This window comes from Mesorhizobium sp. WSM4898 (genome assembly GCF_029625845.1).
Classification (GTDB): Bacteria; Pseudomonadota; Alphaproteobacteria; order Rhizobiales; family Rhizobiaceae; genus Mesorhizobium.
The window spans coordinates 140,244-163,643 of record NZ_JARTVQ010000010.1 but is presented as its reverse complement, the minus strand read 5'-3'; the positions used below and the strand labels follow the sequence as shown (position 1 = coordinate 163,643).

The 23,400-nt window shown below is 65.3% G+C and carries 23 protein-coding genes; 10 read left to right on the top strand and 13 right to left on the bottom strand.

Annotation, left to right across the window (positions count from 1 at the left end; genetic code table 11):
• Complete coding sequence (locus P9228_RS27645; protein WP_067001185.1) at window positions 1-894, top strand: carbohydrate ABC transporter permease; 894 nt, start codon at window positions 1-3, stop codon at window positions 892-894.
• A 32-nt stretch (window positions 895-926) separates the two neighbouring features.
• On the opposite strand, the gene P9228_RS27640 is transcribed toward P9228_RS27645, so the two are convergent.
• Complete coding sequence (locus P9228_RS27640; RefSeq protein ID WP_095824539.1) at window positions 927-1,346, bottom strand: VOC family protein; 420 nt, start codon at window positions 1,344-1,346, stop codon at window positions 927-929.
• 326 nt (window positions 1,347-1,672) lie between these two features.
• Between P9228_RS27640 and P9228_RS27635 the strand changes: the two genes are divergently transcribed.
• The gene (locus P9228_RS27635) at window positions 1,673-2,884 is read left to right on the top strand and encodes an MFS transporter (protein ID WP_278056628.1); all 1,212 of its coding nucleotides are present in this window, start codon (window positions 1,673-1,675) and stop codon (window positions 2,882-2,884) included.
• A gap of 267 nt (window positions 2,885-3,151) precedes the next feature.
• On the top strand, window positions 3,152-3,787 hold the full coding sequence (locus P9228_RS27630) for an ankyrin repeat domain-containing protein (RefSeq protein WP_278056626.1): 636 nt from the start codon (window positions 3,152-3,154) through the stop codon (window positions 3,785-3,787).
• A gap of 42 nt (window positions 3,788-3,829) precedes the next feature.
• On the opposite strand, the gene P9228_RS27625 is transcribed toward P9228_RS27630, so the two are convergent.
• Window positions 3,830-6,139, bottom strand: coding sequence for a cation:proton antiporter (locus P9228_RS27625; protein ID WP_278056625.1), 2,310 nt, complete (start codon window positions 6,137-6,139; stop codon window positions 3,830-3,832).
• A gap of 391 nt (window positions 6,140-6,530) precedes the next feature.
• On the opposite strand from P9228_RS27625, the gene P9228_RS27620 reads away from it, so the two are divergent.
• A complete protein-coding gene (locus tag P9228_RS27620) occupies window positions 6,531-6,719 on the top strand; it encodes a hypothetical protein (RefSeq protein ID WP_067322650.1) in 189 nt (62 codons plus the stop codon).
• Window positions 6,720-6,752: 33 nt separating this feature from the next.
• Here P9228_RS27620 and P9228_RS27615 read toward each other — a convergent pair whose 3' ends face one another.
• Window positions 6,753-7,646, bottom strand: a complete 894-nt coding sequence (locus P9228_RS27615) for a LysR substrate-binding domain-containing protein (RefSeq protein ID WP_164747298.1) — start codon at window positions 7,644-7,646, stop codon at window positions 6,753-6,755.
• A gap of 109 nt (window positions 7,647-7,755) precedes the next feature.
• Between P9228_RS27615 and P9228_RS27610 the strand changes: the two genes are divergently transcribed.
• The 4 genes from P9228_RS27610 (at window position 7,756) to P9228_RS27595 (ending at window position 11,704) form a co-directional block, all read left to right on the top strand.
• On the top strand, window positions 7,756-9,279 hold the full coding sequence (locus tag P9228_RS27610; RefSeq protein ID WP_278056624.1) for a sulfatase-like hydrolase/transferase: 1,524 nt from the start codon (window positions 7,756-7,758) through the stop codon (window positions 9,277-9,279).
• 17 nt (window positions 9,280-9,296) lie between these two features.
• Window positions 9,297-10,718: an ABC transporter substrate-binding protein gene (locus tag P9228_RS27605; RefSeq protein WP_278056622.1), complete on the top strand. Its 1,422-nt coding sequence runs from the start codon at window positions 9,297-9,299 to the stop codon at window positions 10,716-10,718.
• Window positions 10,715-10,861, top strand: a complete 147-nt coding sequence (locus P9228_RS27600; protein WP_278056621.1) for a hypothetical protein — start codon at window positions 10,715-10,717, stop codon at window positions 10,859-10,861. Before P9228_RS27605 ends, P9228_RS27600 begins: the two co-directional genes overlap by 4 nt.
• A 111-nt stretch (window positions 10,862-10,972) precedes the next feature.
• Complete coding sequence (locus P9228_RS27595; RefSeq protein WP_082980653.1) at window positions 10,973-11,704, top strand: DUF2270 domain-containing protein; 732 nt, start codon at window positions 10,973-10,975, stop codon at window positions 11,702-11,704.
• Window positions 11,705-11,755: 51 nt separating this feature from the next.
• Here P9228_RS27595 and P9228_RS27590 read toward each other — a convergent pair whose 3' ends face one another.
• The 3 genes from P9228_RS27590 to P9228_RS27580 form a co-directional block, all read right to left on the bottom strand.
• Window positions 11,756-13,135, bottom strand: a complete 1,380-nt coding sequence (locus P9228_RS27590; RefSeq protein ID WP_278056619.1) for an amidase family protein — start codon at window positions 13,133-13,135, stop codon at window positions 11,756-11,758.
• Window positions 13,136-13,261: 126 nt separating this feature from the next.
• Window positions 13,262-13,864 carry a sulfotransferase family protein gene (locus P9228_RS27585; protein ID WP_095801413.1) on the bottom strand — a complete coding sequence of 201 codons (603 nt, stop codon included), beginning with the start codon at window positions 13,862-13,864 and terminating at the stop codon, window positions 13,262-13,264.
• A gap of 46 nt (window positions 13,865-13,910) precedes the next feature.
• Window positions 13,911-14,807, bottom strand: a complete 897-nt coding sequence (locus P9228_RS27580) for a VOC family protein (RefSeq protein WP_278056617.1) — start codon at window positions 14,805-14,807, stop codon at window positions 13,911-13,913.
• 130 nt (window positions 14,808-14,937) lie between these two features.
• Here P9228_RS27580 and P9228_RS27575 point away from each other — a divergent pair, with 130 nt between their 5' ends.
• Complete coding sequence (locus tag P9228_RS27575) at window positions 14,938-15,237, top strand: hypothetical protein (protein ID WP_067322438.1); 300 nt, start codon at window positions 14,938-14,940, stop codon at window positions 15,235-15,237.
• 189 nt (window positions 15,238-15,426) lie between these two features.
• Here P9228_RS27575 and P9228_RS27570 read toward each other — a convergent pair whose 3' ends face one another.
• The 6 genes from P9228_RS27570 to ampC all read right to left on the bottom strand — a co-directional run bounded on the left by P9228_RS27570 (window position 15,427) and on the right by ampC (window position 21,685).
• Complete coding sequence (locus P9228_RS27570; RefSeq protein ID WP_067322435.1) at window positions 15,427-15,741, bottom strand: MocE family 2Fe-2S type ferredoxin; 315 nt, start codon at window positions 15,739-15,741, stop codon at window positions 15,427-15,429.
• 84 nt (window positions 15,742-15,825) lie between these two features.
• Window positions 15,826-16,788 (bottom strand): substrate-binding domain-containing protein, encoded by a 963-nt coding sequence (locus P9228_RS27565; protein WP_278056615.1) that lies wholly within the window; start codon window positions 16,786-16,788, stop codon window positions 15,826-15,828.
• 114 nt (window positions 16,789-16,902) lie between these two features.
• The gene (locus P9228_RS27560) at window positions 16,903-17,910 is read right to left on the bottom strand and encodes a sterol desaturase family protein (RefSeq protein ID WP_067322428.1); all 1,008 of its coding nucleotides are present in this window, start codon (window positions 17,908-17,910) and stop codon (window positions 16,903-16,905) included.
• A gap of 8 nt (window positions 17,911-17,918) precedes the next feature.
• Window positions 17,919-18,710 carry a 3-methyl-2-oxobutanoate hydroxymethyltransferase gene (locus tag P9228_RS27555; RefSeq protein ID WP_067322425.1) on the bottom strand — a complete coding sequence of 264 codons (792 nt, stop codon included), beginning with the start codon at window positions 18,708-18,710 and terminating at the stop codon, window positions 17,919-17,921.
• 279 nt (window positions 18,711-18,989) lie between these two features.
• A complete protein-coding gene (locus P9228_RS27550) occupies window positions 18,990-19,994 on the bottom strand; it encodes a LacI family DNA-binding transcriptional regulator (protein ID WP_278056640.1) in 1,005 nt (334 codons plus the stop codon).
• 530 nt (window positions 19,995-20,524) lie between these two features.
• On the bottom strand, window positions 20,525-21,685 hold the full coding sequence (gene ampC / locus P9228_RS27545) for a class C beta-lactamase (RefSeq protein WP_278056613.1): 1,161 nt from the start codon (window positions 21,683-21,685) through the stop codon (window positions 20,525-20,527).
• Window positions 21,686-21,787: 102 nt separating this feature from the next.
• On the opposite strand from ampC, the gene P9228_RS27540 reads away from it, so the two are divergent.
• Window positions 21,788-22,612 carry a LysR family transcriptional regulator gene (locus P9228_RS27540; RefSeq protein WP_278056612.1) on the top strand — a complete coding sequence of 275 codons (825 nt, stop codon included), beginning with the start codon at window positions 21,788-21,790 and terminating at the stop codon, window positions 22,610-22,612.
• A gap of 7 nt (window positions 22,613-22,619) precedes the next feature.
• On the opposite strand, the gene P9228_RS27535 is transcribed toward P9228_RS27540, so the two are convergent.
• On the bottom strand, window positions 22,620-23,246 hold the full coding sequence (locus tag P9228_RS27535; protein ID WP_095824675.1) for a TetR/AcrR family transcriptional regulator: 627 nt from the start codon (window positions 23,244-23,246) through the stop codon (window positions 22,620-22,622).
• Window positions 23,247-23,400: the final 154 nt, after the last annotated feature.

Here is a 23,400-nt window from a genome sequence, read left to right as displayed (position 1 = left end):
ATGGCCGCGATCAGAGAAGTCGAGCGCCTGGACACCGACGAAGGCGGCATGGGCTACCTGCAGAGCCTGCCGCGCCGGGTGGTCACGGTCTATCTGCCGCTGCTGGTGTTTCTCATCGTGCTGCTGTTTCCATTCTATTGGATGACGATCACGGCGGTTAAGCCCAATGTCGAGATGACCGATTATGTGAACTACAATCCGTTCTGGGTCGTGCATCCGACGCTGGAGCACATACGCTATTTGCTCCTGGAAACCTCCTACCCCGGCTGGCTGCTCAACACGGTGATCATATCGACGGCGGCCACCTTCCTGTCGCTGGCGGCTGCGGTGCTCGCCGCCTACGCGATCGAGCGGCTGCGGTTCTCCGGCGCCCGCCAAGTCGGCCTTGCCGTCTTCCTCGCCTATCTGGTGCCGCCCTCGATCCTGTTCATCCCGCTGTCGGTGATGGTGTTCAACCTCGGTCTCTACGACACGCCCTTCGCGCTGATCCTCACCTACCCGACCTTCCTGATCCCGTTCTGCACCTGGCTGTTGATGGGCTACTTCCGTTCGATCCCCTTCGAATTGGAGGAATGCGCGCTTATCGACGGCGCCACCCGCTGGCAGATCCTGACCAAGATCGTGCTGCCGCTGTCGGTGCCGGGCCTGATCTCTGCCGGCATCTTCGCCTTCACGCTCTCCTGGAACGAATTCATCTACGCGCTGACCTTCATCCAGTCGTCGGAGAAGAAGACGGTTCCGGTCGGCGTGCTCACCGAGCTCGTCCGCTCGGACGTCTATGAATGGGGAGCGCTGATGGCAGGCGCGCTGATCGGCTCGCTGCCGGTGGTGGTGCTTTATTCGTTCTTCGTCGAGCACTACGTCTCATCGATGACGGGCGCGGTAAAGGAATAGCGTCCGCATGCATAACGGCGCCCGCCGCCGCGCTAAAAACTGATCTCCACGGCCGCCCCGCTGCGCTTCGCCTCGCCATGAAACACCGCCTCGATGTTGCTGCCGTCGGGGTCGAGCAGGAAGGCGGCATAGTAGCCGGGGTGGTAGGGGCGCTCGCCCGGCGCGCCGTTGTCCTTGCCGCCGGCGGCAAGGCCCGCCTGGTAGAAGGCGTCGACCATGGCGCGGTCCTTGGCCTGGAAGGCGAGATGGTGACGGCCGGTGAGCACGCCCTGGGCCGCGCGGCTATCGGCGCTGGAAACGAACAGTTCGTCCGCCCAGAAATAATCCTCGGCCTCGCCGCCGATCGGGACGCCCAGCACCTCGAGCACCGCGCCGTAGAAACGCCGGCTCGCCTTGACGTCGCGCACCACCAGATGAAGGTGGTCGATGAGCCGGCCGCGATAGAGTTGCATGGCGTGTTGCCTCCTCCCGATTGCTGCGGCTCAATCTAGAAGGGCCTGGTACATGGTCAATGTGGGTGCGGAAGACTGCTGACAGTTAAAGACGGTCGGCGCGAGGCACCGCCTCTGTCCTATCGGACAGTCCCGCAGGACAGAGGGGGTGTGAAGGAACGCCAGCATAAGGCGATCGGCCAACATCCCCCAAAAATCCGGATAAAAAATGCAACCAGATTGTAGGATCGGTGTCCGCAGCGGCGTCCTTCGGACGCAAGCGGCGCGATGGACCTGGAAAAACCGTGCCGCATCAAACAGGATGCCTTAGGGCACGGGAGAAAATCATGAATCCTTCCTATCGTTGGGTCATCGTCGCGGCCGGCGCGCTGATGACCTGTGTGGCGCTCGGCGCGATGTTCTCGCTGGCGATCTTTCTCGAGCCGATGTCGATCGACACCGGCTGGTCGCGCGCCGGCATTTCCAGCGCCATGACGCTGAATTTTCTGGTGATGGGCGTCGGCGGCTTCGCCTGGGGCGCGATCTATGACCGCGTCGGTGCCCGCCCCGTCGTGCTTGCCGGCGCGGTGCTGCTCGGGCTGGCGCTGGTGGTGGCGAGCCGAGCCAGCTCGCTGCTGATCTTCCAGCTCAGCTACGGCGTGATCGTCGGGCTGGCGGCCAGCGCGTTCTTCGCGCCTATGATCGCGCTCACCACCGCCTGGTTCGACACCAACCGCAGCCTTGCCGTGTCGCTGGTTTCGGCCGGCATGGGAGTGGCGCCGATGAGCATCTCGCCCTTCGCGCGCTGGCTGATCTCGGCCTATGACTGGCGAACCGCCATGTTCGACATCGGCGTCATGGCCTGGGTGCTCCTGCTGCCCGCCGTCTTCCTGGTACGCCAGCCGCAGGTGGCCGGCGCGGCGGCCGACAGCGGCATGCCGGCGCGTGCCGCCGACGACCCCGGCATGAGCGTCGGCCAGGCGCTGCGCTCGCCGCAGTTCCTGGTGCTGGGCATGACCTTCTTCGCCTGCTGCGCGGCGCATTCGGGGCCGATCTTCCACATGGTCAGCTATGCGATGGCCTGCGGCGTTGCGCCGATGGCTGCCGTCTCGATCTATAGCGTCGAGGGCCTTGCCGGCCTTGGCGGACGCCTGCTCTACGGCGTGCTCGGCGACCGGCTGGGGGTCAAGCCGGTGCTGATCACCGGCCTTGCCATCCAGGCCGCCGTGATCGCCGCCTATCTCGCGGTCGGCCGGCTCGAGCAGTTCTACGTGCTGGCCGTCATCTTCGGCGCCACCTACGGCGGCGTCATGCCGCTCTATGCGGTGCTGGCACGCGAATATTTCGGGCCGCGCATCATCGGCACGGTGTTCGGCGCCGCCACCATGCTCTCCAGCCTCGGCATGTCGTTCGGCCCGCTCGCCGGCGGCATGATCTACGACGCCTATGCCAGCTATTCCTGGCTGTTCATCGGCTCGGCGCTGGTCGGCCTGGGCGCCGCCGGCATCGCGATCGCCTTCCCGCCGCAGCCGAGCCGGCAGCGGCTGCAGATGGCATAGCGAGATGAATCTCCCTCCTCGAGGGGGAGATGCCGCCGAAGGCGACAGAGGGTCGCGGCGCATCAAGCGCCGACGCCCCTCTCCGTCGCATGGGGCGCCGGCGATCCATGCTCGGACCTGCCCTGCCGGCATCTCCCCTCGAGTTGCCCGCACCGCCGACGCGAAATCCATTGCCCGACGACGGCGAGTGTGAAACTCTCCGCGAGAGAAAGACGCTGCATCTGAATGCCGGCCGGGCCGGCGCCATCCGCGGTCGGGGATATTGCAGTGGACACAGGCCTGGAAGCCGCAGAAGCAAGGAATTGGTCCCGCCTGCTGGTCGCGGCCGAGAGCGGCGATGCCGAAGCCTCGCGCGCGGAGCTCGCGGCGGGCGCGGATATCAACCAGACCGATGAAGACGGCTGGTCAAGCCTGCATCTTGCGTCGCATAACGGCCGCACCGCCGTGGTCGAAACCTTGATCGGCCACCCGGCGGTCGACGTGAACTGCAGAAACAAATGGAAGAGCACGCCATTGAGCCTGGCTGCGGCCAGGGGTCACCTCGCCTGTATCCGGGCGCTGATGAAGCATCCGCAGATCGATATCGACGCCCGCGCCGACTATTACGGCAGGACGCCGCTCATCGAAGCCGCAAGGAACGGGCATCTCGCTATCGTCAAGCTGCTGGTCGAGCATGGCGCCGACGTCAATCTCGCCGACAAGACGGGACGCAACAGCGCGCTCATCGAGGCGATCAAGGGACGCCACTTCGAAGTCGCGCAATATCTGCTGGAATCCCGCAAGGTGAACTTCCTCAACAAGGACATGCGGCTCAATGCGCTGATCTGGGCCGGCAGCACGCGCAACGCCGAGCTCATCGGCAAGCTGGACGCCGCGATCCATCGCTTTTTCGAAGGCAAGTGAAGCGCGCCCTCAGCTGTTGGAACCGTCAGGCCGAAGCTGCCCTCAGCCCGTGCCCGTTCCCGAACGCAGCGCCTCCCTGCCCTCGTCGTCGCGGCGCAGCCGCGCGTCGGAGATCAGCATCACCGGGCATGGGCAGCGCTGCAGCACGCCGCTCGTCGTCTCGCCGAAGATGAGCTCCTCGCCGGGCCGCCGCGCCACGCCCATGACGATCAGCGCCACGTTCCTGCCCGCCTGACGGGCAATGGCATCGGCGGCGGCGGCCCTCGAGCGGATGGCAGTCTCGATCTCGACGCCATAACGGTCGGCAAGCGCGACAATGTCCTTCAGCACAGCCTCCCTGCGGCGATGCGAGACGGTGTCGCGCGGTTCGTCGCGACCCGGACGCGCGACATAGAGGACCTTGACCGGCGCGCCGGTGACGGAGGCGACGGCAAGCGCGAGTTCCGCGCCGCGGCGCGCATTCGCCGTGCCGTTGACCGGCACCAGGATCCTGCCGGATCCCGGCCCAAGGCGCGGCATCTGCCGGCCGGCGCCGGCCGGCTTCAGCACCAGGCAGAGCGGGCCCTCGAAGGCGCCCGCGACCTCGTTCAGCCGGCGCGAGAAGCCGCCCTTCGCCGTCACCGCTCGGCCGAGGCCGATGAGCAGCATGCCGTAGCCCTTGCGCGCCTCCTTGGCGACCGCCTCGGCGGAGAGCGGAGCGTCATGCAGGCGGCGTGTGAGGGGGACTTCGTGCGCAGGCTCCTCGTCGGCTTCCTTCGCCGCCTCGCGGCCCTGCTCAGCGCCCTTCTCGATCTCGTCCAGATGCGCCGCCTCGACGGGGTCGGCTTCGCTTTCGCCGCTTGTACGGAGCACGGTCGTCGGCTTGCCGGCTCCGATGACACCGGCGAGGTAGGCGGCGAAGCGGCCGACGACGCCCTCGTCGACCACCACCAGCAGCCGCTCCAGATTGGTGATGAAGCCGCGCTGGTCGACCTCCTCGCGCTCCAGCCTTTTCTTTTCCGCCTCCCCCATCGGCAGCCGCCCCAGCGCCCAGCGCAGCGTCGGCGGCATGGCCAAGGTGGTGATGACGGCCATGGTGACGATCATGGTGAAAAGCGTGTGCGAGATCACGCCGATCGACAGACCGATCGAGGCGACGATGACCTCGGTCGAGCCTCGCGCATTCATGCCGCAGCCGACGGCAATGCCCTCGCTGCGGCTCATGCCCGCGACCTCCGCGCCGATGAAGGCGCCGCCGAACTTGCCGAGGCTGGCGATCGCCACCAGCGCCACGGTGAGCAGTGCAAGCTCGGGATCGACGAGCACTGTCAGGTCGGCTGAGAGACCGGCGACGCCGAAGAAGACCGGCATGAAGAGTGCCGTGATCACGCCGCGCAATTGCCCCTCGATGTGACGCGACAGGATCGGCGACTCGCCGACCAATATGCCGGCGACGAAGGCACCAAGCACCGTATGCACGCCGATCAAGTCGGTAACCAGCGCCATGCCGCCCATGATGGCGAGGATGACGGTGACCACTGCGTATTCCGAGCGGAAGGTGTCGTTGGTCCAGCGGATGGCATCGAAGACGATGCGGCGGCCGAGCGTGAAGGAAAAGGCCATGAAGGCGGCGACGCCGGCGAGCGTGAAGGCGAGGCTGGCGAGCTCGATGCGGCCATGCGTGGCGATGCCGATGGTGATGGCGATGATCACCCAGCCGATCGTGTCCTCGATGATGGCCGAGGAGACGATGATCTGGCCGAGGTCGCGGCGCATGAAGTTCATCTCGCGCACCACCATGGCGACGATCTTGACCGAAGAGATCGAAAGCGCGGTGCCCAGAAACAGGCCGGAGACGATGCGCTCGCTGCCGGTGGCAAGCAGCGAGGCCGGCATGAACTGCGCGGCCACGAAGCCGAGCGCGAAAGGCACGGCGACGCCGGTGGCGGAGATGGAAAAGCAGGCGCGGCCGACGCGGCGCACCAGCCTCAGGTCCGTCTCCATGCCGGTCAGCAGCAGAAGCATCAGCACGCCGAACTGGGCGATGGCGTTGATCATCGACTTCTGCGCGGCATCGCCGGCAAAGACCAGCCGCTCGGCCGCGGGCCATAGCCAGCCGAGCAGCGAGGGCCCGAGCAGGATGCCGCCGATCAGCTGTCCCATCACCGCCGGCTGGCCGAGGCGCTCCAGCAATTCGCCGATGCCTCGGCCGACGACGAGCAGCAAGATGACTTCGAGAACGAAGATGCCTTCGCTCGACATGCCGGTTTTTTCGGCGGCGAAGGCGGCGGCCGGCATCGATGCAAGCGCCGCCGCGGCAAGCGCGAGAGAAACCGGCCGGCGCCGGTTGGGCATGAAGGACAATTGCCGCACCCCTCGATTATCCTCGCCACAACGGTTTCGCACATGCATCGGTTGCACGGCGGTGGAACTGCCACTCTCTCCCGTTGTGGGGGCGATGTCCGGCAGGACGGGGGGGGCGCCGTGGAGGACCAACGTCGATTCAACCTATCTCCAAAGCAGGCCACTTTTAACCGTGATGGAGGTGCCTGCAAGGGCTGGGATGCCGGCGGGACAGCGCCTCCTCTACCCTGCCGGACATCTCCTTCACAACGCGAGAGAGTGGCAACTCCGGCGCCGGCCGCCTCTCTCAAGCAGCTTCGACGTCGCGTACAATTCGATTCAAATGCTGCCGCCCATCTTTGCTTGTCGGTAAAGCGACTCACGCATGGTCGCTGCACGGCGGGGCAATAAGGAGAAGCTAATGAAAAGCGACTTTGCCGCCGCCCACCTGCACCTCGACAGGGCCTGCCATTATCTGCGCGGCGACGACGAGACCAGCCGCACGGCGCTTGCGGCGCTCGACCTTGTGATCGAGGCGGTCGCGACCGCCCTCTATGCCCGGCCCGAGGCCGAAGTGGTGCCGTTTCCGATATCAGCCGCTCAGCGATAGGAAGCATCCATGACCGGCGGCCGGCAATGATGATTAACGGCCGATCAGATCGGTCATCGCCTCGATGACCTTGCCGGCCGCCGCCCCCGTCGCCGACCGATCATTGACGATGATCGAGATGCGAAACGGAATGTCGAACTCGATTGGCCTGAGTGCCAGTCCGAACTCGGAATAGAAGCCCGCAGTGAACGGATCGACCACAGCCAGCGAGCGGCCGCCCCTGACCAGCGCGCAAGCCAAGAATGACTGGAAGATGTCGGCGACGGTGTTGGCCGCGGTCACTTCGAGCAGCCTCGCGCCGTCGCGGCTGCGGCGGAAATAGAGCTCGCCCAGCGACACGAACGGATAGCGGGAAAAATCCTCCAACCGGACGCGCTCGCTCTCGGCAAGCGGATGCCTCTGGTCCATGACACAAACGCTATTGCGCTCGAAAGTGGCGACGCATTTGGCATCCAGGAAGGAAACGCCCGCGTCCACCAGGCCGACGTCGGTCAGGCGCGAGGCGACGGAGGAGACGATCTCCGTCGAGCTCCGCACCGCGATGGTGGTCCTGGCCTCTGGAAAGCGCGTCCGAAGCCGCTGGATCGCTTCCGGCACGATGTTGAAGGACATCGCCGCCAGCGTGCCGATGCGCACGACGCCGCGCTTCAGTTCCCTGATCTCCTGCGCCGCCATGATCAGATTGCGCGCGCCATGAAACGTCTTGCCGACCTCGCCGTAGAACAGCAGGCCCTGCTCGGTCGGAACCAGCCGACCGTGCGATCGATCGAACAGGCTGAGGCCGGTGTCGATCTCCAGCTCCTGCAGCAGCCGGCTGACGCTCGGCTGCGAGACGTTGAGCGCGATCGCAGCGCCCGACACGGAGCCGGCCACCATCGTTGCCTCGAAGGCCTCCAGTTGACGAACGCTGAGCCCGGAAAAACGCATCTCTTCCTCCCGGTATAGGATTAGCACATACCGGACCAAAATCTTGATCTTTGATTTCGCTGCGTTTCGGGCCCTAGCTGCAAGCTTGGCAGAAACGGACGGAGCCGTCGTGAAGCGAGCCAATGTCATCTTCATCTGTGCCGACCAGATGCGCTACGACGCGCTCTCGGTCACCGGCAACCGCGTCGCCCATACCGCAAACATCGACCGCATCGCCGCGCGCGGCGCAACCTTCCATCGGCATTTCACGCCTAACCAGATTTGCTCGCCAAGCCGAGCGACCATGGCAACAGGGCTCTATCCACGCCATCACGGATTGTGGCGCAACGGCGTGGCGCTCGACGATCGGCTCCCTAATCTGTGGCAGGCGCTGTCGCTTGCCGGATACGCCACAAAAGGCGTCGGAAAGCTGCACTTTCAGCCACTGCTCGCGCCCGTCGAACGCGGCATGCCGGAATCGCTTGCCTATTGGGAAAGGCCGGGCTGCGAGGACTGGCACGGTCCCTATTTCGGCTTCGATGCCGTCGACCTCGTCATGGGCGAAGCCAACGAAGCCACTCGCGCCGGCCACTACGCCGCCTGGCTCAAGCGCAACCACCCCGAAGTGGTGGACCTCTACGAGCCCGACGCCAGTCCCGACAGCCGGGCGCAGGATCTGAACGAAGTCTGGAAAAGCGCGGTGCCGCCCGAGTTGCACTACACCAGTTGGATCGCGGATCGGGCGATCGACTTCATCGAGCGCCAGGGCAAGCAGGCAGAGCCGTTCGGCTTGTTCGTCTCGTTTCCGGACCCGCACCACCCCTTCGCCCCGCCCCTGCCCTATTGCGACCTATTCCGACCGGAGCTGATGCCCACGCCGACCATCCGGGCGGGCGAGCTGGAGCGGATGCCGGCCTATCTCGGCGAAGGCGACGATCCGACCAAAGTGCCCTACATCGCCTCCGGCGAGCAGCCGCGCGAGCAGGGCTTCCTCCTGCGCACCGACGATATCTCCGACGAAACGCTGGCCATCGCAATCGCCCACACGCATGGCATGATCCAGATGATCGACGATGCCGTCGGGCGGCTGCTCGTCGCACTGGACGACGTTGGCGTGCTCGACGACAGCTTCGTGCTGTTTACCGCCGATCATGGCGAGTTGCTCGGCGACCACGGGCTGCTGCGCAAGGGGCCACCGCCCTACCGACAACTGCTGCAGGTCCCGCTGGTTCTTAGCGGTCCAGGCATCCGCGCCGGAACAAGCCTCGATGCGCTGACCAGCCACCTCGACCTGTTCGCGACCATCGCATCGCTGCTCGGCCTGCCGGCGCCCGCGACCGACGGCACCGATCTCAAGCCGCTGATCGACGGCCGGGTCGCCGACGTCCGCGACTTCCTTCTCGGTGAATATCATCCGCGACGTGACCCCTGCCTCTACAACCAGTCGATCATCTCCAAGGAGTGGCGGTTCACCCGCTATCCCAACCAGCCGGCCTGGGGGGAGTTGTTCGATCTTCGCGAAGACCCCTGGGAGCACTGGAACCTGTTTCCCGAGCGAGCACTCGGCGCGCAGGCGCGCGCGCTGAGCGCGGTTCTCGACCGGCGCCTGCCGCCACAGCCGCTGATGGTCAACGAAGTCCTTGGCGCCTATTGAACCAATGGGAGAATGACATGAACGACAGAAGCGTCTTCTCTAGCCTGGACAGCATGAACCGCCGCAGCTTCATCAAGACGGCCGCTGCGGCTGCCTTCGCCACGGCGGCGTTTCCACATAGCGGCCTTGCCGAGGCGCCGCGCAAAGGCGGCGCGCTGCGCCTTGGCCTCAACGGCGGCAGCTCCGCCGACACGCTGGACCCGACGCAGCTGATCGGCACTTTTTCCATCAACGTGTCGCGCCAGGTCTACAACACGCTGGTGGAGATCGGCGATGACGGCAAGCCGGCGCCGGAGCTCGCGGCAAGCTGGGACGCCAGCGACGGCAACATGCGCTGGATCCTCAATCTCAGGCCGGGCGTGCAGTTTCACAACGGCAAGACGTTCGACGCCGACGACGTCAAATACTCGCTGGGCCTGCATATCGGCGACAAGACCAAGTCGAAGGCCAAAGGGCTGGTCGCCGACGTCGCGGAAGTGCGGGCCATCTCGCCGACGCAAGTCGAGATCCTGCTCAAATCGCCAAATCCCGACATGGATTATGTGCTGTCGGATCTGCATTTCGCCATGGTGCCCGCAGGCTTCGCCGACTGGTCGAAAGCGATCGGCACCGGTCCGTTCAAGCTCACCGCCTTCCAGCCCGGCGTGCACGCCACCGCCGCCCGCAACGAGACCTACTGGCGCAGCGATCGCGGCCATGTCGACACGGTCGAGACGGTCGTGATCAACGACGCCGCGGCACGCGTCTCGGCTCTTCAAGGCGGCTCGGTGCACATCGTCAACGGCATCGACTACAAGATCGCACCGCTGCTCAAGAAGGACCCCCGCGCCTATCTGCTGGTCACCGAAGGCAAGCAGCATTTCTCGCTGCCGATGGACGCCACGAAGGAGCCGTTCAACAGCCCCGATGTCGTGCTGGCGCTGAAGCACGCGCTCGACCGTGAGCAGATGGTGAAGCTGCTGATGGCCGGCTTCGGACGGGTCGGCAACGACCATCCGATCGCTGCCAGCGATCCGAGCTTCAATCCTAACATCGCGCAGCGCGCCTACGATCCGGACAAGGCCCGTTTTCACCTCAAGAAAGCCGGCAAGAGCGATCTTACCCTCAAGCTGCACGCCGCCCCCGTGGCGTTCGAGCAGGCGGTCAACACGGCCGAGCTTTTCGCGCAATCGGCCAAGCCCGCCGGCATCACCATCAATGTCAAGCGCGAGCCCGATGACGGCTACTGGAGCGACGTGTGGCTGAAGAAGCCATGGGTGGCTTCCTTCTGGGCCGGGCGGCCATCGGCGAGCATGATGTTTTCCTCCGTCTACGCCTCGGGCGCGCCGTGGAACGAAACGCATTGGAAGAACGACAGCTTCGACAGACGGCTGACGGAGTCGCGCTCATTGGCCGATCCGGCGAACGCCGCGACGTCTATTTCGAGCTGCAGCAGATGATCCATGACGAGTGCCCGACCATCATCCCGGCCTTCGCCAGTTGGATCGACGCGGCGCGCCTGGAGGTGAAGGGATTCGTTCCCAACCCCAACTTCCTGCTCAGCGATCATCGCGTGGCCGAACGGGTCTGGCTGAGCGCATAAGAGCTTCCGCCGGAGAGCGTCAGCAGGAACATTTCTGCCGGCCCCACATTGTGCTATATGGGGTGTGGCCGGCTCAACGGCCGGCCACGGCGGGAGGCACGTGGCAAGGGGATGTCGCAGGTCCAGACCGTAAAGCCAGCCGAAGCAGCGGCGCCGCCTAGAGGCTCCGATGCGTTCGCGCTGAAGCTCACTTCCTCCGAATTCGCAACCACCATGTCGCATTTCCACCGTGCGGAAATCGGGCGCATGGCGGGCTGGCGCGACCGGCTCGACCGCACCAGCAATTGGGCGATCACCGTGGTGGCGGCGATGCTGTCCGTATCGCTGTCGACGCCCTCGGCGCATCACGGCGTGCTGCTCTTCGCCATGCTGCTCATCACGCTGCTTCTATGGATCGAAGCGCGGCGCTACCGGTTCTTCGACGTCTATCGGGCGCGGGTGCGTCAGTTCGAGCGCTATTACTTCGCGCAGATTTTTTCGCCGCAGCCGGACTTCGCCTCCAACTGGCTGGCCATCCTCGGCGAAGGCCTGCGCTCGCCGCGCTTCCTCATCTCGCAGCGCGCGGCACTGGTCCGGAGGCTGCGCCGAAACTACGTCTTCATGTATACGATCTTGATGCTTGCCTGGGTCTTGAAGATCACCACGCCCAGCCTGCAGCGCGAAGGCTCGCCGATCGGCTTCAGCGCCTCGCTGCTCGACACCTTTCGCGTGGCGACGCTCGGTCCCATCCCCGGCGTCGTGGTGGTCTGCGGCGTCGTCGTATTCTATCTCGCGATGCTTGCCGCCGCCTTCCTGATGCGCGCCGACGACGGCGAACTGTCGTTCGGCGACGTGCATGTTTGAGCCTGGGGCGGCGGCCCTTGGTCTTTCAGGCAGCCCGCCGTTTCCACGCGCTCACAATCCCGGTGGCCTGACGAAACCGTCGGTGAGACGCGCCAGCGCTTTCGCCACGGCCAGCAGCTTCATGTCCGAATGGCGGCGGCCGACCAGCTGGGCGCCGATCGGCAGCCCCTCCCGGTCGACACCGATTGGAATGACGGCGGCCGGATGCCCGGTCAGGTTGAAGCGGCAGGCGTGGCTGAGCCCGCTCCAGTAGGGCGTCTCGATGCCGTCGACGGGGATCGGCGCACCCATTTCGCGGTGGCGGAAGGCCGTGCACATCATCGCCGGACAGACTAGCACGTCCCACCCGTCGAAGAACCGCTCCCAGGCAGCGATGAATTCGTCGCGCTGGTTGAGCGCCTCGAGATAGGCGGCCAGCGAGGGCGAGGTTTCGCGCGGCTGCCGGAAGACCTGCGAATACCAGGTGATGAGATCGGAAAACAGCGCCCGCTCGGCCGCGAAATCGTGCTGCGGCAATGCCTGCCCTACCCGCGCGCCGCCGACCTCGATGGCGCCCGCGAAGCCTGCGATCGCGTCGGCGATGTCGAGCGCGGTCGGCACTCCGGGAAATTCGGGCGCGAAGGCAACCCTGAGCGTCCCAAGCGGCGGCTCCGGCGCCTCGTCCGTCGCCACCGGCGGCACTTCGGTGTCGAGACCGTCGGCCCCGGCGATGATGCGGTGGGCCAGGATGAGATCGTCGACGTCGCGGGCCAAAGGCCCGATGTCGAACAGCAGGCGGAAGCTGCGCGGCAGGTCGGGCGGATCGGCGTAGCTGCCGGTGATCGGCACCGTCGCCTGCGTCGGCTTGAAGCCAAAAACGCCGCACAGATGCGCCGGCATCCGGATCGAGCCGCCGGCATCGCTGCCGATCTCGAGCGGCACCAGCCCGGCGGCGACCGCGGCCGCCGCGCCGCCGCTGGAGCCGCCGGGTGTGCGGGTAACGTCCCACGGATTGACGGTTCGGCCGAAGATCGGATTGTCGGTCTGCAGGTCGCGCAGCCTGGGCGGCACGTTGGTCTTGCCGATGATGAGGGCGCCGGCCTTGCGCAGCCGCGCGGCAATCGTGCTGTCCGTCGCCGGCACATGATCGGCAAAGGCTTCCAAACCGACGGTGGTGCGCATGCCGGCGGTGGCATGGCCGTCCTTCAGCGTGATCGGCACACCGTTGAGCGGACCGACGGCCTCGCCGCGCGCGACCGCCATATCCGCGGCCTGCGCTCCGGCGCGGGCCGCCTCCTCGTCGAGGGTGACGATGGCGTTGAGCAGCGGGTTGACGACAGCGATGCGGGCAAGCTGCGCCTCCATCGCCTCGACAGCGCCGACCTTCTCCTCGCGGATCGCCGCCGCCAGTTGCGAGGCGGTCAGGAAGGTGGTGTCCAAATGGCTCGTCATGGTGGTGTTCCTTCCTGCGGAACGGAAATAGGGAAGTAGGGAAGTAGGGAGGTAGGGAAGATCAGACTTCGTGAACTCCGCACATCGGATGCCAGTACCTTTTTCCCCTATTCCCCTCCCTTCCCTTCAATTCAACGAAAGCGCCGTCCGGAACTCCTTCGTGGTGTTGCGATTGGGATAGGGCTCGTCCGGCACCGGAACGCCGAGATGGGCGCAGAGCGGCGCCCAGCCGTCGCCCAGCTTGTGAACTAGCAGGCGCTCGGCCGGCACCGTCTTCAGCACCGCTTCGATATTGGCCTCATAGACGGCAATCGCATGCGCGCGGTCCTGCGGGCGGCCGCCGAAAACCTGCTTCGTGACAAGGGCGACGCCCAACGACTCCTGATCCTGGCTGTCAATGACGGCCGGCAGGATGGTTTTTGCGAAACTCTCCCACCAGCTTTCCGGCGAGCGCCAGGTGAGGATGACGCGCGCTTGCGGAAAGACTTCGATCAGCTCGCGCCAGTAATGCACCGAGGGCCAGTCGACGCAGGATTTATAACCGGCAAACAGCCGATTCCAATCCGGCGCGGCGCCTTGGGCGAGCGCTCGCCAGAGCCGCTTCTGCTCCGCATGCGCCATGACCTCCGACATGTGATGGCACGGGCCGAAGCCGAGCATGGTCAGCGCCTCGCGCATCGAATCCGTGCCGGTGCGGCCGAAGCCGGTTCCTATCACCCTGATGGTCATTCTCCCCTTCTCCCACTTGTCTTCCCCATCGTCCGCTGCGGCGCGATCAATCTTCCCGAAGCACGAACCGCAGCCTATTGCCTTCCGGATCCGCGGTTTCCACGGCACCGCCGATCTTTTTCGGCGGCAGGTTGGCGGCATCGAGCCTGCGTTCCAGCGCAGCCAGCTCCTCGACCGATGCAAGCTCAACCGTGAAATGGTCGAGTCCGCCGGCACCCGGCGGCGGCTCGCGCAGCTCGTCACGCGCCCAGATATTGAAGGCGACCATATGCGGCCGGCTCCCGGTACCGCAGTCGAACATGCCGAAACTTCTCGACTGGATGTGCGGGCGGAAGCCGAGCACGCCGACATAGAATTCCATCAGTTCTTCCGGCGCCCGGGCGCGCATATGGATGTGGCCGATGAAGGCGTCGTGGGCCATTGCGGGTTCAACGTGGCCCGAATTGCCGAGGTCGCGCAGCAGGCCCGGGAGATCGAGCGGCTCGAGCCCGGAATGCGCGCTGCCGTCAGTGCCGATCAGCGCCACGCGGCCATCGGCCGACACCTCGCGGCGCAGAAAGCGTTCCGGCGTGTCGAAGCAGATCTCGATGCCGTTGCCGGACGGGTCGGAAACGTAGAGCGATTCCGAAACCAGGTGGTCCTGGGCGCTGTTGCGCAGGCCGGACGCCTTAAGCCGGGCGGCGGTGTGGGCGAGGTCGCGGCGGCTCGTCACATGGATGGCGACATGGAAGAGATCGCGCGATTTCTGCGGCAGGGCGATCTGCGCTCCGGCGTGGAGCACGATAAGCTTCCGCCCGCCGGCGCCGAGCTCCGCCGTGGCGGCATCCTCGCCGAGGACCGCCAATCCGAGCGTGTCGCGCCAGACGATCAAGGCAGCCGGGATGTCGGTCACCCTGAGATGGACCGGCCCGAGACGGGTGGCTTGAGGCAACCCTTCGTCCATGGTCGTCCGTCCGATTGCGGTCGGCGAACATATTAGCTGTGAACGATATTTCTGTCTCGCGCCAAGTTCGGGTTGACCCCTCCCCGGCGGGCGGCGACTATTGCCACGAAGCTTCTTGGGAGGAGACCACATGGACGAGACCGACCACTGGCGCAACATGGCGAGCGCGCCGCGGGACGGCAGTCGCATCCTGGTGACGGTGCGCTCGTCCGAACAGGGACCGGCCGAGGTCGACATGGCCTACTGGTCGCGCGCCGACCAGTTCGGCGAGGAAGGCTGGCGGGCGTCGGATTCATCGCCCGGACGCGTCGTCGAGTATGCCGAGCCGGAGCTCAGATGCTGGATGCCGCTGCCCACGGCGGGGCGAGGTTCGTTGCCGAGCCCCTGGGAAGGCGAGGACGTGCCGCTGGTGGATGGCGAGGGGATTTAGCGCCTCTTTCCTTCTCCCCTTGTGGGAGAAGGTGTCGCCGAAGGCGACGGATGAGGGGTGCTGGACGGAGTGAGGCGCTGGGGAATGTCGCTGCGCTGTCGTCGTGGCCGCCAAGCTGGAACACCCCTCATCCGTCTCGGCGCTGCGCGCCGATCCACCTTCTCCCACAAGGGGAGAAGGGGGAGCTTTTCAGCCCACCGCCACCATCACCGCTCCCGCCTCGACCTTCGCCGGATAGGTCCTGAGATTGATGCATGGCGGCAGGCGCTTGGCGGCTCCGGTGCGGTAGTCGAAGGCGCCGGCGTGCTTTGGGCATTCGACCTCGTAGTCCATGACCAGGCCGTCGGCGATGTGCACCGCCTCATGCGTGCAAAGCCCGTCGGTGCAGAAGACCTCGTCGTCGGGCGAGCGAAAGACGGCATAGGTCTTGCCGCCATGGTCGAAGCGGCGGGCGCCTTCCTGTTCGATGTCGTCGAGCCCGCAGGCCCTGATCCAACCGGTCATTTTTCTTCCCTTCAGATCTGTCTTGCCTTCAGATCGAGGCGAACCCATCGGGGCGGCGAAGCCGGCCGCCCCGATGATCCGGGTCTAGTTCTTGTTCAGGTATTCCGCCGCGTTGGCGGGCGTCACCAGTTCGAACGGCACATAGACGACGCGGTCGACCTTCTCGCCTTTGGCAAGCGCGAGCGCCGCATCGACACCGCCGCCGCCCTGGCCCTTGGCGTTCTGGAACACCGTGACCGAGAGCTCGCCGGCCTTCATCGCCTGGAGCCCGTCCTGCGTGGCATCGATGCCGCCGACCACCACGTTCTTCAGGTCGACGCCGTTGGCCTTGAGCGCCAGGATGGCGCCGATGGCGGATTCGTCGTTGTTGGCTATGACGGCGTCGGGCGCCGGGCCGGCGGTCAGCCAGTTGGTCATCAGGTTCTGCGCATTGTCGCGCGACCATTCGGACGACTGCTTGTCGGTGACCTTGATGAAATTGCACATGTCGGTCGAAAAGATCTGCTCGACATCCTTGGTGCGCTGGAGCGCCGCCTGATGCACCAAGCTGCCCATGATGATGTAGGCGGTAGCGCCGGCCGACTTGCCCTTGGCGCGCAGCATCTTGCAGACCTCGAAGGCTTCCAGCGTGCCGGACTCGACCTCGTTCGAGCCGACATAGACCTGTTTCTCCGGCAGGTTCTTCATGTCCGATGGCTCGAGGTTGACGAAGACCAGCGGAATGCCGGCCTTGGCGGCTTCCTCGCTGATGGTCTTCGAGGCATTGGTGTCGACCAGCGTGACGATGATGGCGTCGACGCCGCTGGCGATGAAATTCTTGACCTGGTCCAGCTGTTTGGCGACGTCGTTCTGGGCGTCCTCGACCTGGATCTCGGCGCCCTTCTCTTTGGCGCGCGCCTGCATGCCATGCATCAGCAGCGTCTGGAAATTGTTGTCGAAGTTGACGATCGAGACGCCGAGCTTGGCGGCGAAGGCGCCGGTCGAGACAGTCGCGAACGCGGTCGCCATCAAAGCGGCGAGCGCCGTCGAGATGAGAAGCTTCTTCACGGGTTTCCTCCCTCTGGATTTGGAGTGCCGGCTCACTCCTGTCTTGTTCGCCGGCCCTTTCGGGATCGTTGAAGCGGGCGGCTCAGGCCGGCCACGTGGCTTTCTCTGCAGCTGTCATTTCGCGGCGGCGTTGGCGCGCGCCTTCTTCTTCTCGTAGCGGGCCTGCATGCGCGCCTCGCCGTCCTTGCTGCCGTCATGGAAAGTGCCGAACCAGCGGTCGAACGGGATCAGGCCGTCGCCGTAGTTCACCTCGAAATATTTGTGGTGCAGGTAGTGGATATAGGCGTGGCTATCGACCGATCTGTCCTCGGTCAGTTCCACCTTGTCGAAGCCGACATGGCCCGGGATCGCTCCGAAGCCGGCATAGTGGAGCTGGTAGAGCGCCAGCAGCGGGTTGGACGGAATGATCAGGTGCCAGAAGGCGACGCCGAGATAGCCGAGCTGCTCCACCGGATGCATCGACAGCGACGACCAGGGCGACGGGTTGACCGAATTGTGGTGCACCGAATGCACCCATTTGTAGAGCGGCCCCAAATGGATCGTCCGGTGCAGCAGGAAGAAATGCGTCTCGTGGATGATCGGCACCACCAGCGCCAGGCAGAACAGGTAGACGGGATTCTCCGCGAAGGTCAGCCACGGCACGTAGCCGTTGGCGTAGGCGTAGAGGATTGCCACCTCGATCGCCGTCCAGATCGGCATGCCGGTGCCGAAGGTGCGCAGCATGTTGTCGATGTTCTGGTTCTCGAAGAAGAAGGCTTTGCTCTTCTGCTCCGAGGGCCATTTGCCGTTGTATTTGAAGCGGTTGCCCTGGGCTCTCAAAATGTAGAGTCGAAGCTCGAAAGCGCCGAAGAAGACAAGCAGCGCCGCGCAGTTGACGATGAAAAGGCGCAGGATCCAGCCGATGGCGAGCGTCTTCATCGTCTCGACGTCCGGCAGCACGTAGCGCCACCACACCACTGCCGAGAGGGCGAAGAGCAGGTTGTAAGGCAGGAAATAATGCGGCAGCCACTTCAGCAACGCCAGCGGTCGCGGCGGAAACGCAAAGAGCGGCGCGGTGCCGGCCGGTTCGTTCGGGGCCCAATCGCCCCTCTTGTTGCGCGTGCCGTATTGCAGGTCGTCCATGGCTGGTCTCACAGCGATTGAGAGAGCGTGAGGAAGCGGTCGTAGGCGGCATCGTCCATGTCCACCTGGTGCTTCGCTTCCGGGTAGCTGCCTTCGGCGACGTCGCGGCCGAAGGCGCGGAAGGCACTGATGCGCTTTTCCTGCAGCTCGGCCTCCAGCGTGACGAAGTCGGCATAGCGCTTGGCATGGCGCGGATAGTGGCCGGTGTGGGTGCCCAGCACATCGCAGGAGAACAGATACTGCGTGTCGCAGGCAGTGCCGCAGCCCATGCCCATGGTGATCAGCGGCGTCGAGCGGGTGATGTGGTCGGCGAGCCTGACCGGCACCACCTCGACCTCGATGCAGGCCGCACCCGCATTCTCCAGGTCCTTGGCCGCGCGCAGCACCTTGAAGGCCTCTTCCGCCGTGCGGCCGACGGCTCGGAAATTCGTCCAGGTGGCGCGGTTCGGCACCAGGCCGACATGGCCGGTGACGGGAATGCCTTCCGCGGCCATCGCCTCGATGAAGCGCGGCGAGTGCGATGAATAGACCGCGTCGGCGCCGCGCTTCATCATGGCGAAGCCCAGCCGCACCGCTTCCTCGGGCGACGCGACCGCGCCATGCGGCATGCCGACGGAGAGGAACGCGTGAGGCGCCGCTTGGCGGATCGATTCCAGATTGTGGTCGGGCTCGCAGGAGAGGATGACGATGTCGCAGGCGACCGCGGCCGCCGCCTCGGCCGGCGTGTCCACATGCAGCTGCAGCCATTTCCTGCTGCCCTTGGCGCTTTGCAGGTCGTAGGCCGTCAAGCGTCTTGCCACCGATGATCCTCCCGTTCGCGGGCGGACGATCAGGCTTGTGAAAGGTCCCCCTCACCCGGATTGGCAGCCGACTTGCGAAGCGCAATTCGGGGCCATCCGACCTCTCCCCAGGGAGAGAGGAGCCAGGCTGCGTCGGTGCCGGCCCTCTTCTCCGCTCGGGAGAAGGTGGCCGCGCAGCGGCCGGATGAGGGGGAGAATTCGCACATGCTCGTCTCCCGTTCGCGGTCGAGTTAGCACCGCGATGCCGGCCAAGGCTCGCGCAACCTTGATCAAATCAGATCAAAGGTTCTCGGCAGTGAAGGTGATGAAGCGGATCGGCGGGTTATCGACCGGCAGGTCGTGCAGGTTGAGCGCCGCCAGCACCAGGTCGATGGCGCGGCGCGCCTGCGCCTCCGGCGCCTGGTCGAGCACGACGTCCATCGTGCCGTCATGCAGGCCGCGCGTGCTGCGCTCGGTCAGTTCATGGCCGACGAAGAAGACGTCGCGACCGCGTGGGTGCCGGCGCAGCACTTCGTTCAGCGCCGTGTTGGCGCCACCGGCATTGTACAGGCCGGCAAGGTCGGACCAGCGCACAAACGCCTCATGCAACTGCTCGGCATTGCGGTCGCCGTTGTCGAAACCGAACAGGGTGGCGATGGGTTCGAAATCCCGCCCCTCGTCGATCAGATAGTCGAAGAAGCCCCGTACGCGGTCGCGGTGGACGCGATAGATCTGGCTGTGACAGATCGCGACCACCTTGCCCGGCCGCCGCTGCATCTTCGCCATCAGCAGCCCCGCCATGCGGCCGGCGGCGTAATTGTCGATGCCGACGTAGGTGCTCTTGGTGCCGGAGATCTGGGTGACGATCTGCACCGTCGGGATGTTTTCCGCCTCCAGCTTCGCCACCGCCGCGCTCACCAGCGGATGGTCGGGGACGGCGAGGATGAGGGCGGCGCGCCGCATCTCCGGTTCGAGGATGCGCTTGGCGATCGCCGCCGGATTGGCCTCGTCGAGAAAGGTGCGGTGGACGGCGATCGAGCGGTCGAGCGTCGCCGCGATGCGTTCGAAGGCGCGGGAGAGGCGCGCGAAGAAGGTGGCGTCGGGCCTGACCAGGATCACCTCGATGCGGATGACGCCGCGATGCGCTTCGGGCAGTCGGCGCGGATAGTCGAGCGAGCGCGCCGCCGCCACCACCTTCTCGACCGTCTCGGGGCGCACCCCGCCCCTGCCGTTCAAAACGCGCTCCACCGTCGCCGTGCCGACCCCGGCGCGGCGGGCAATTTCGAGGAAGGTGGGCTTTGGAATGGGCGGGCTCCTGGGGGTGCTGAGGCACGGAGCCTAGCGGTTCTCCGGCAACAGGAGAAGGCGAGACGCCGAAGCCGCTAATCTCCCCCTTGCGGGGGAGATGGCCGGCAGGCCAGAGGGGGGTGCGAAGGAACGCTACCGTTGGCCGGATCGGTTCACCGACAGGATGAATGTGGGACTGCCAAGAATTGACAGGCTGGCGGGACAGCACCCCCCTCTGCCCTGCCGGGCATCGCCCCCGCAAGGGGGGAGATTGGCAGTTTCAACGCCTCAAAACATAAACGCCGCCGTCGCCGGGTTTGACCCCGTTCGGCCGTCGGCGCCGCCCAGGCCGCACTATCCTGCGAACGTCTCGACGATGATGCGGGCCATACGCACGATCGGCAAGGATGCGAATGCGCCGGCAAGCGCTGAACGCCGGGTGATCGAGGTCATCTGTTTCTCCATTTTGGGCAGGTTTTTTGGGGCGCAGGCGGAGCGCCGGTGAAAAGTGCATTGGCCCAGGAGCGCCGAAGCGATCGCACGCGCGGCTAGTCGGTGAGCCGCGACAGCACCTGGTACGCTGCCCTGACTCGCGCCTCATTCGGGTAAGCCTTGTTCGCCAGCATGACGATGCCGATCTTCCTCGACGGGACATAGGCGACATAGGCGCCGAAGCCGTTTGTCGAGCCGGTCTTGTTGAGCACCACGTCGGCGCGTGGCGCCATCGGCGGCTCGATCGCAGTTGCAGGGATCGGCTGCAGCATACTGGGCGCATTCCCGGCGACGATCTTCGCCAGGTCGACCGGATAGGGATACTGCTCCCAGATCAGATCCTGGATGAGTTCGCCCGCACGGAAATAGCCGGTGTGGGTGGCTTCGAGCGCGCGTGCGACATCGTCCGGCACCTTGCCGACGCCCATGTTGGCCTCGATGAAGCGGATCATGTCGACTGCGTTCGACTTGATCCCGTAGGCCTTTTCGGCGAGCAATGCCGGGGTGACGCGGACAGGCTTGTCGTTGCGGTTGTAGCCCCAGGCGTAGGATTTCGTCTGTGCGGCCGGGACGTTGACGTAAGTTCGGCGCAAGCCGAGTTCCGGCAGCAGCCATTTTTCCATCAGCGCCGGGAAGCTCGCGCCCATCGCCTTGGCGGTGGCCATCCCGAGCAGGCCGATGCTCGGGTTGGCGTAGGTGCGGGTGGTGGCGGCCGCGAATTGCGGCTTCCATTGGCGATAATAGGCGATGAGCTGTTTTTGCGTCTTCACCGTATCGGGCAGCTGCAGCGGGAAACCGCCGGCCGTGTGCGTGGCGAGGTCGAGCAGCCTGACATCGCCCAGCGCGCTGCCTTGAAGCTCGGGCATGTGCTTGCCGACCTTGTCGCCAAGCGCCAGCTTGCCCTCGACCTCGGCATAGGCCGCGAGCGTCGCGGTGAAGGTTTTGCTGATCGAGCCGAGCTCGAACAATGTATCGCGCGTGACGGCGGCCCGGGTGTCCTTTTCGGCCACGCCATAGTCGATGAAGAAGCGCTCGCCGTTCACGGACACGGCGACGGCCATCCCCGGAATGCCGTACTGCGCGATCACCGGCTTCACCGCCTCATCGACGAGCTGCCTTATCTTGGCGTCCTGATCGGCGGCGCGAGCGCCCGACAGACTGCCCGGGGCGCAGGCGAGGACGACGGCAGCGATGGTGAAGCGAAGCCGGCTGCACATGATCTGCTCCCTCTGGATCGGACGATTGCGGGTTTATGACCCCTTCGAACCGGCTACAAACGATGATAAATCGCAACAGCTATAAGATAATCTTGGGCATCGATGGTTCGACCTTACCTGCCGCTCAATGCATTGCGGGCCTTCGAGGCGTCGGCCAGGCATCTCAGCTTCACACGTGCCGGCATCGAACTGGCGGTGACGCAGGCCGCCGTTAGCCAGCAGGTTCGATCGCTCGAACAGCGGCTCGGCGTGCAGCTGTTTCGCAGGTTGCCTCGCGGCCTCAAGATCACGGCGGAAGGCGAGGCTCTGCTGCCGATCGTCGGCGACGCCTTCGACCGCCTGGCGCGATCGCTGGAGCGGGTTCCGAGACTGGAAGACTTCCGGCGCACCCATCCGTTCGTCGAGCTGCGCCTGTCCACCAACAACAACCGCGTCGACCTGGCGGCCGAGGGATTGGATTTTTCGATCCGCTTCGGCAACGGCGCCTGGAATGGACTTGATGCGACGGAACTTTTCGAAGCACCTCTGACGCCGCTTTGCACGCCGGAACTGGCGGCGACGCTTCACGCGCCGCAGGACCTCGGCGCGCTTACCTTGCTGCGCAGTTACCGTCAGGACGAATGGAGCCGCTGGTTCGAGGCCGCCGGCATGGAAGCGCCTGCGAACTTCGCGAGCGCGATCGTCTTCGATTCTTCACTGGCGATGATGGAAGCCGCCGAACAAGGGGCAGGCGTTGCGCTGGCTCCGGCGCTGATGTTTTCGCGACAACTGAGCAAGGGGTCGATAAGGCGCCCTTTCCAGGCCTCCATATCGCTCGGCAGCTATTGGCTGACCAAGTTGAAGTCCAGGGAACCGACCGCCGCGATGTCGGCCTTTGCGGACTGGATCACCAGCTTGGAACCGGACAGACGAAGCGCGCCCAGCTAGCGGTGCTTCAGCCGGCTTTCGCCGCCTCCGATGCCCCGAACCTCAGCCCATCCATCAAGAGCTTCACCAGCCGCCCCGAGCGGTCCCGCCAGTCGGGCGTGTTGGGGGCGGAGTAGATGCCGCCCAGCGCATGCAGCACGTCCGACGCATCGACGTCGGCGCGGATCTTCCCCGCAGCTGCGGCCTGTTCGACCAGCCCCTTCAGCGCGCCGGATACGCGGCCTGAGGTATCGGAGAACAGCGTCGAGTTGGTGGTGAGCAACAGCCGCAGGCTTGTCGCCAGACCGCGCTTGGTGGCGATATAGTCGACGAAGCGCTGCATCCAGAGTTCCAGCGCCACATCGGCCGGATGAGCGCCGGCAAGTTCCTCGGCCGCATGGCAGAGCGCTTCCACCTCGCGGCGGTAGACCACCTCGACCAGATGCTCGCGCGTCGGGAAATGCCGGTAGAGCGTGCCGATGCCGACTCCTGCCCGCTTGGCGATCTCCTCCAGCGAGGCATCGACACCCTCGGCGGCAAACGCCTGCGTCGCCGCCTCGACAAGCTTGTCGCGGTTGCGCTGCGCATCGGCGCGCAGCGGCTTTGGCGCCGGCGTTTCAGGCTTTTCGGCAGGCTCCGAGGGCTGTTCAGTCAGTTTTTTCTCCACTGTCGCAATATGGGGCTTGAACCCATCCGGGTCAGCCCCCACGTAAATAAACGGAGGCGCCTCCGTTTTAGTGGAGTTGTCTTATCATATAATCAGGGGAAGCGATATGTCACGGGGTAAGCGCCTAATCTTCCCCCTCGAG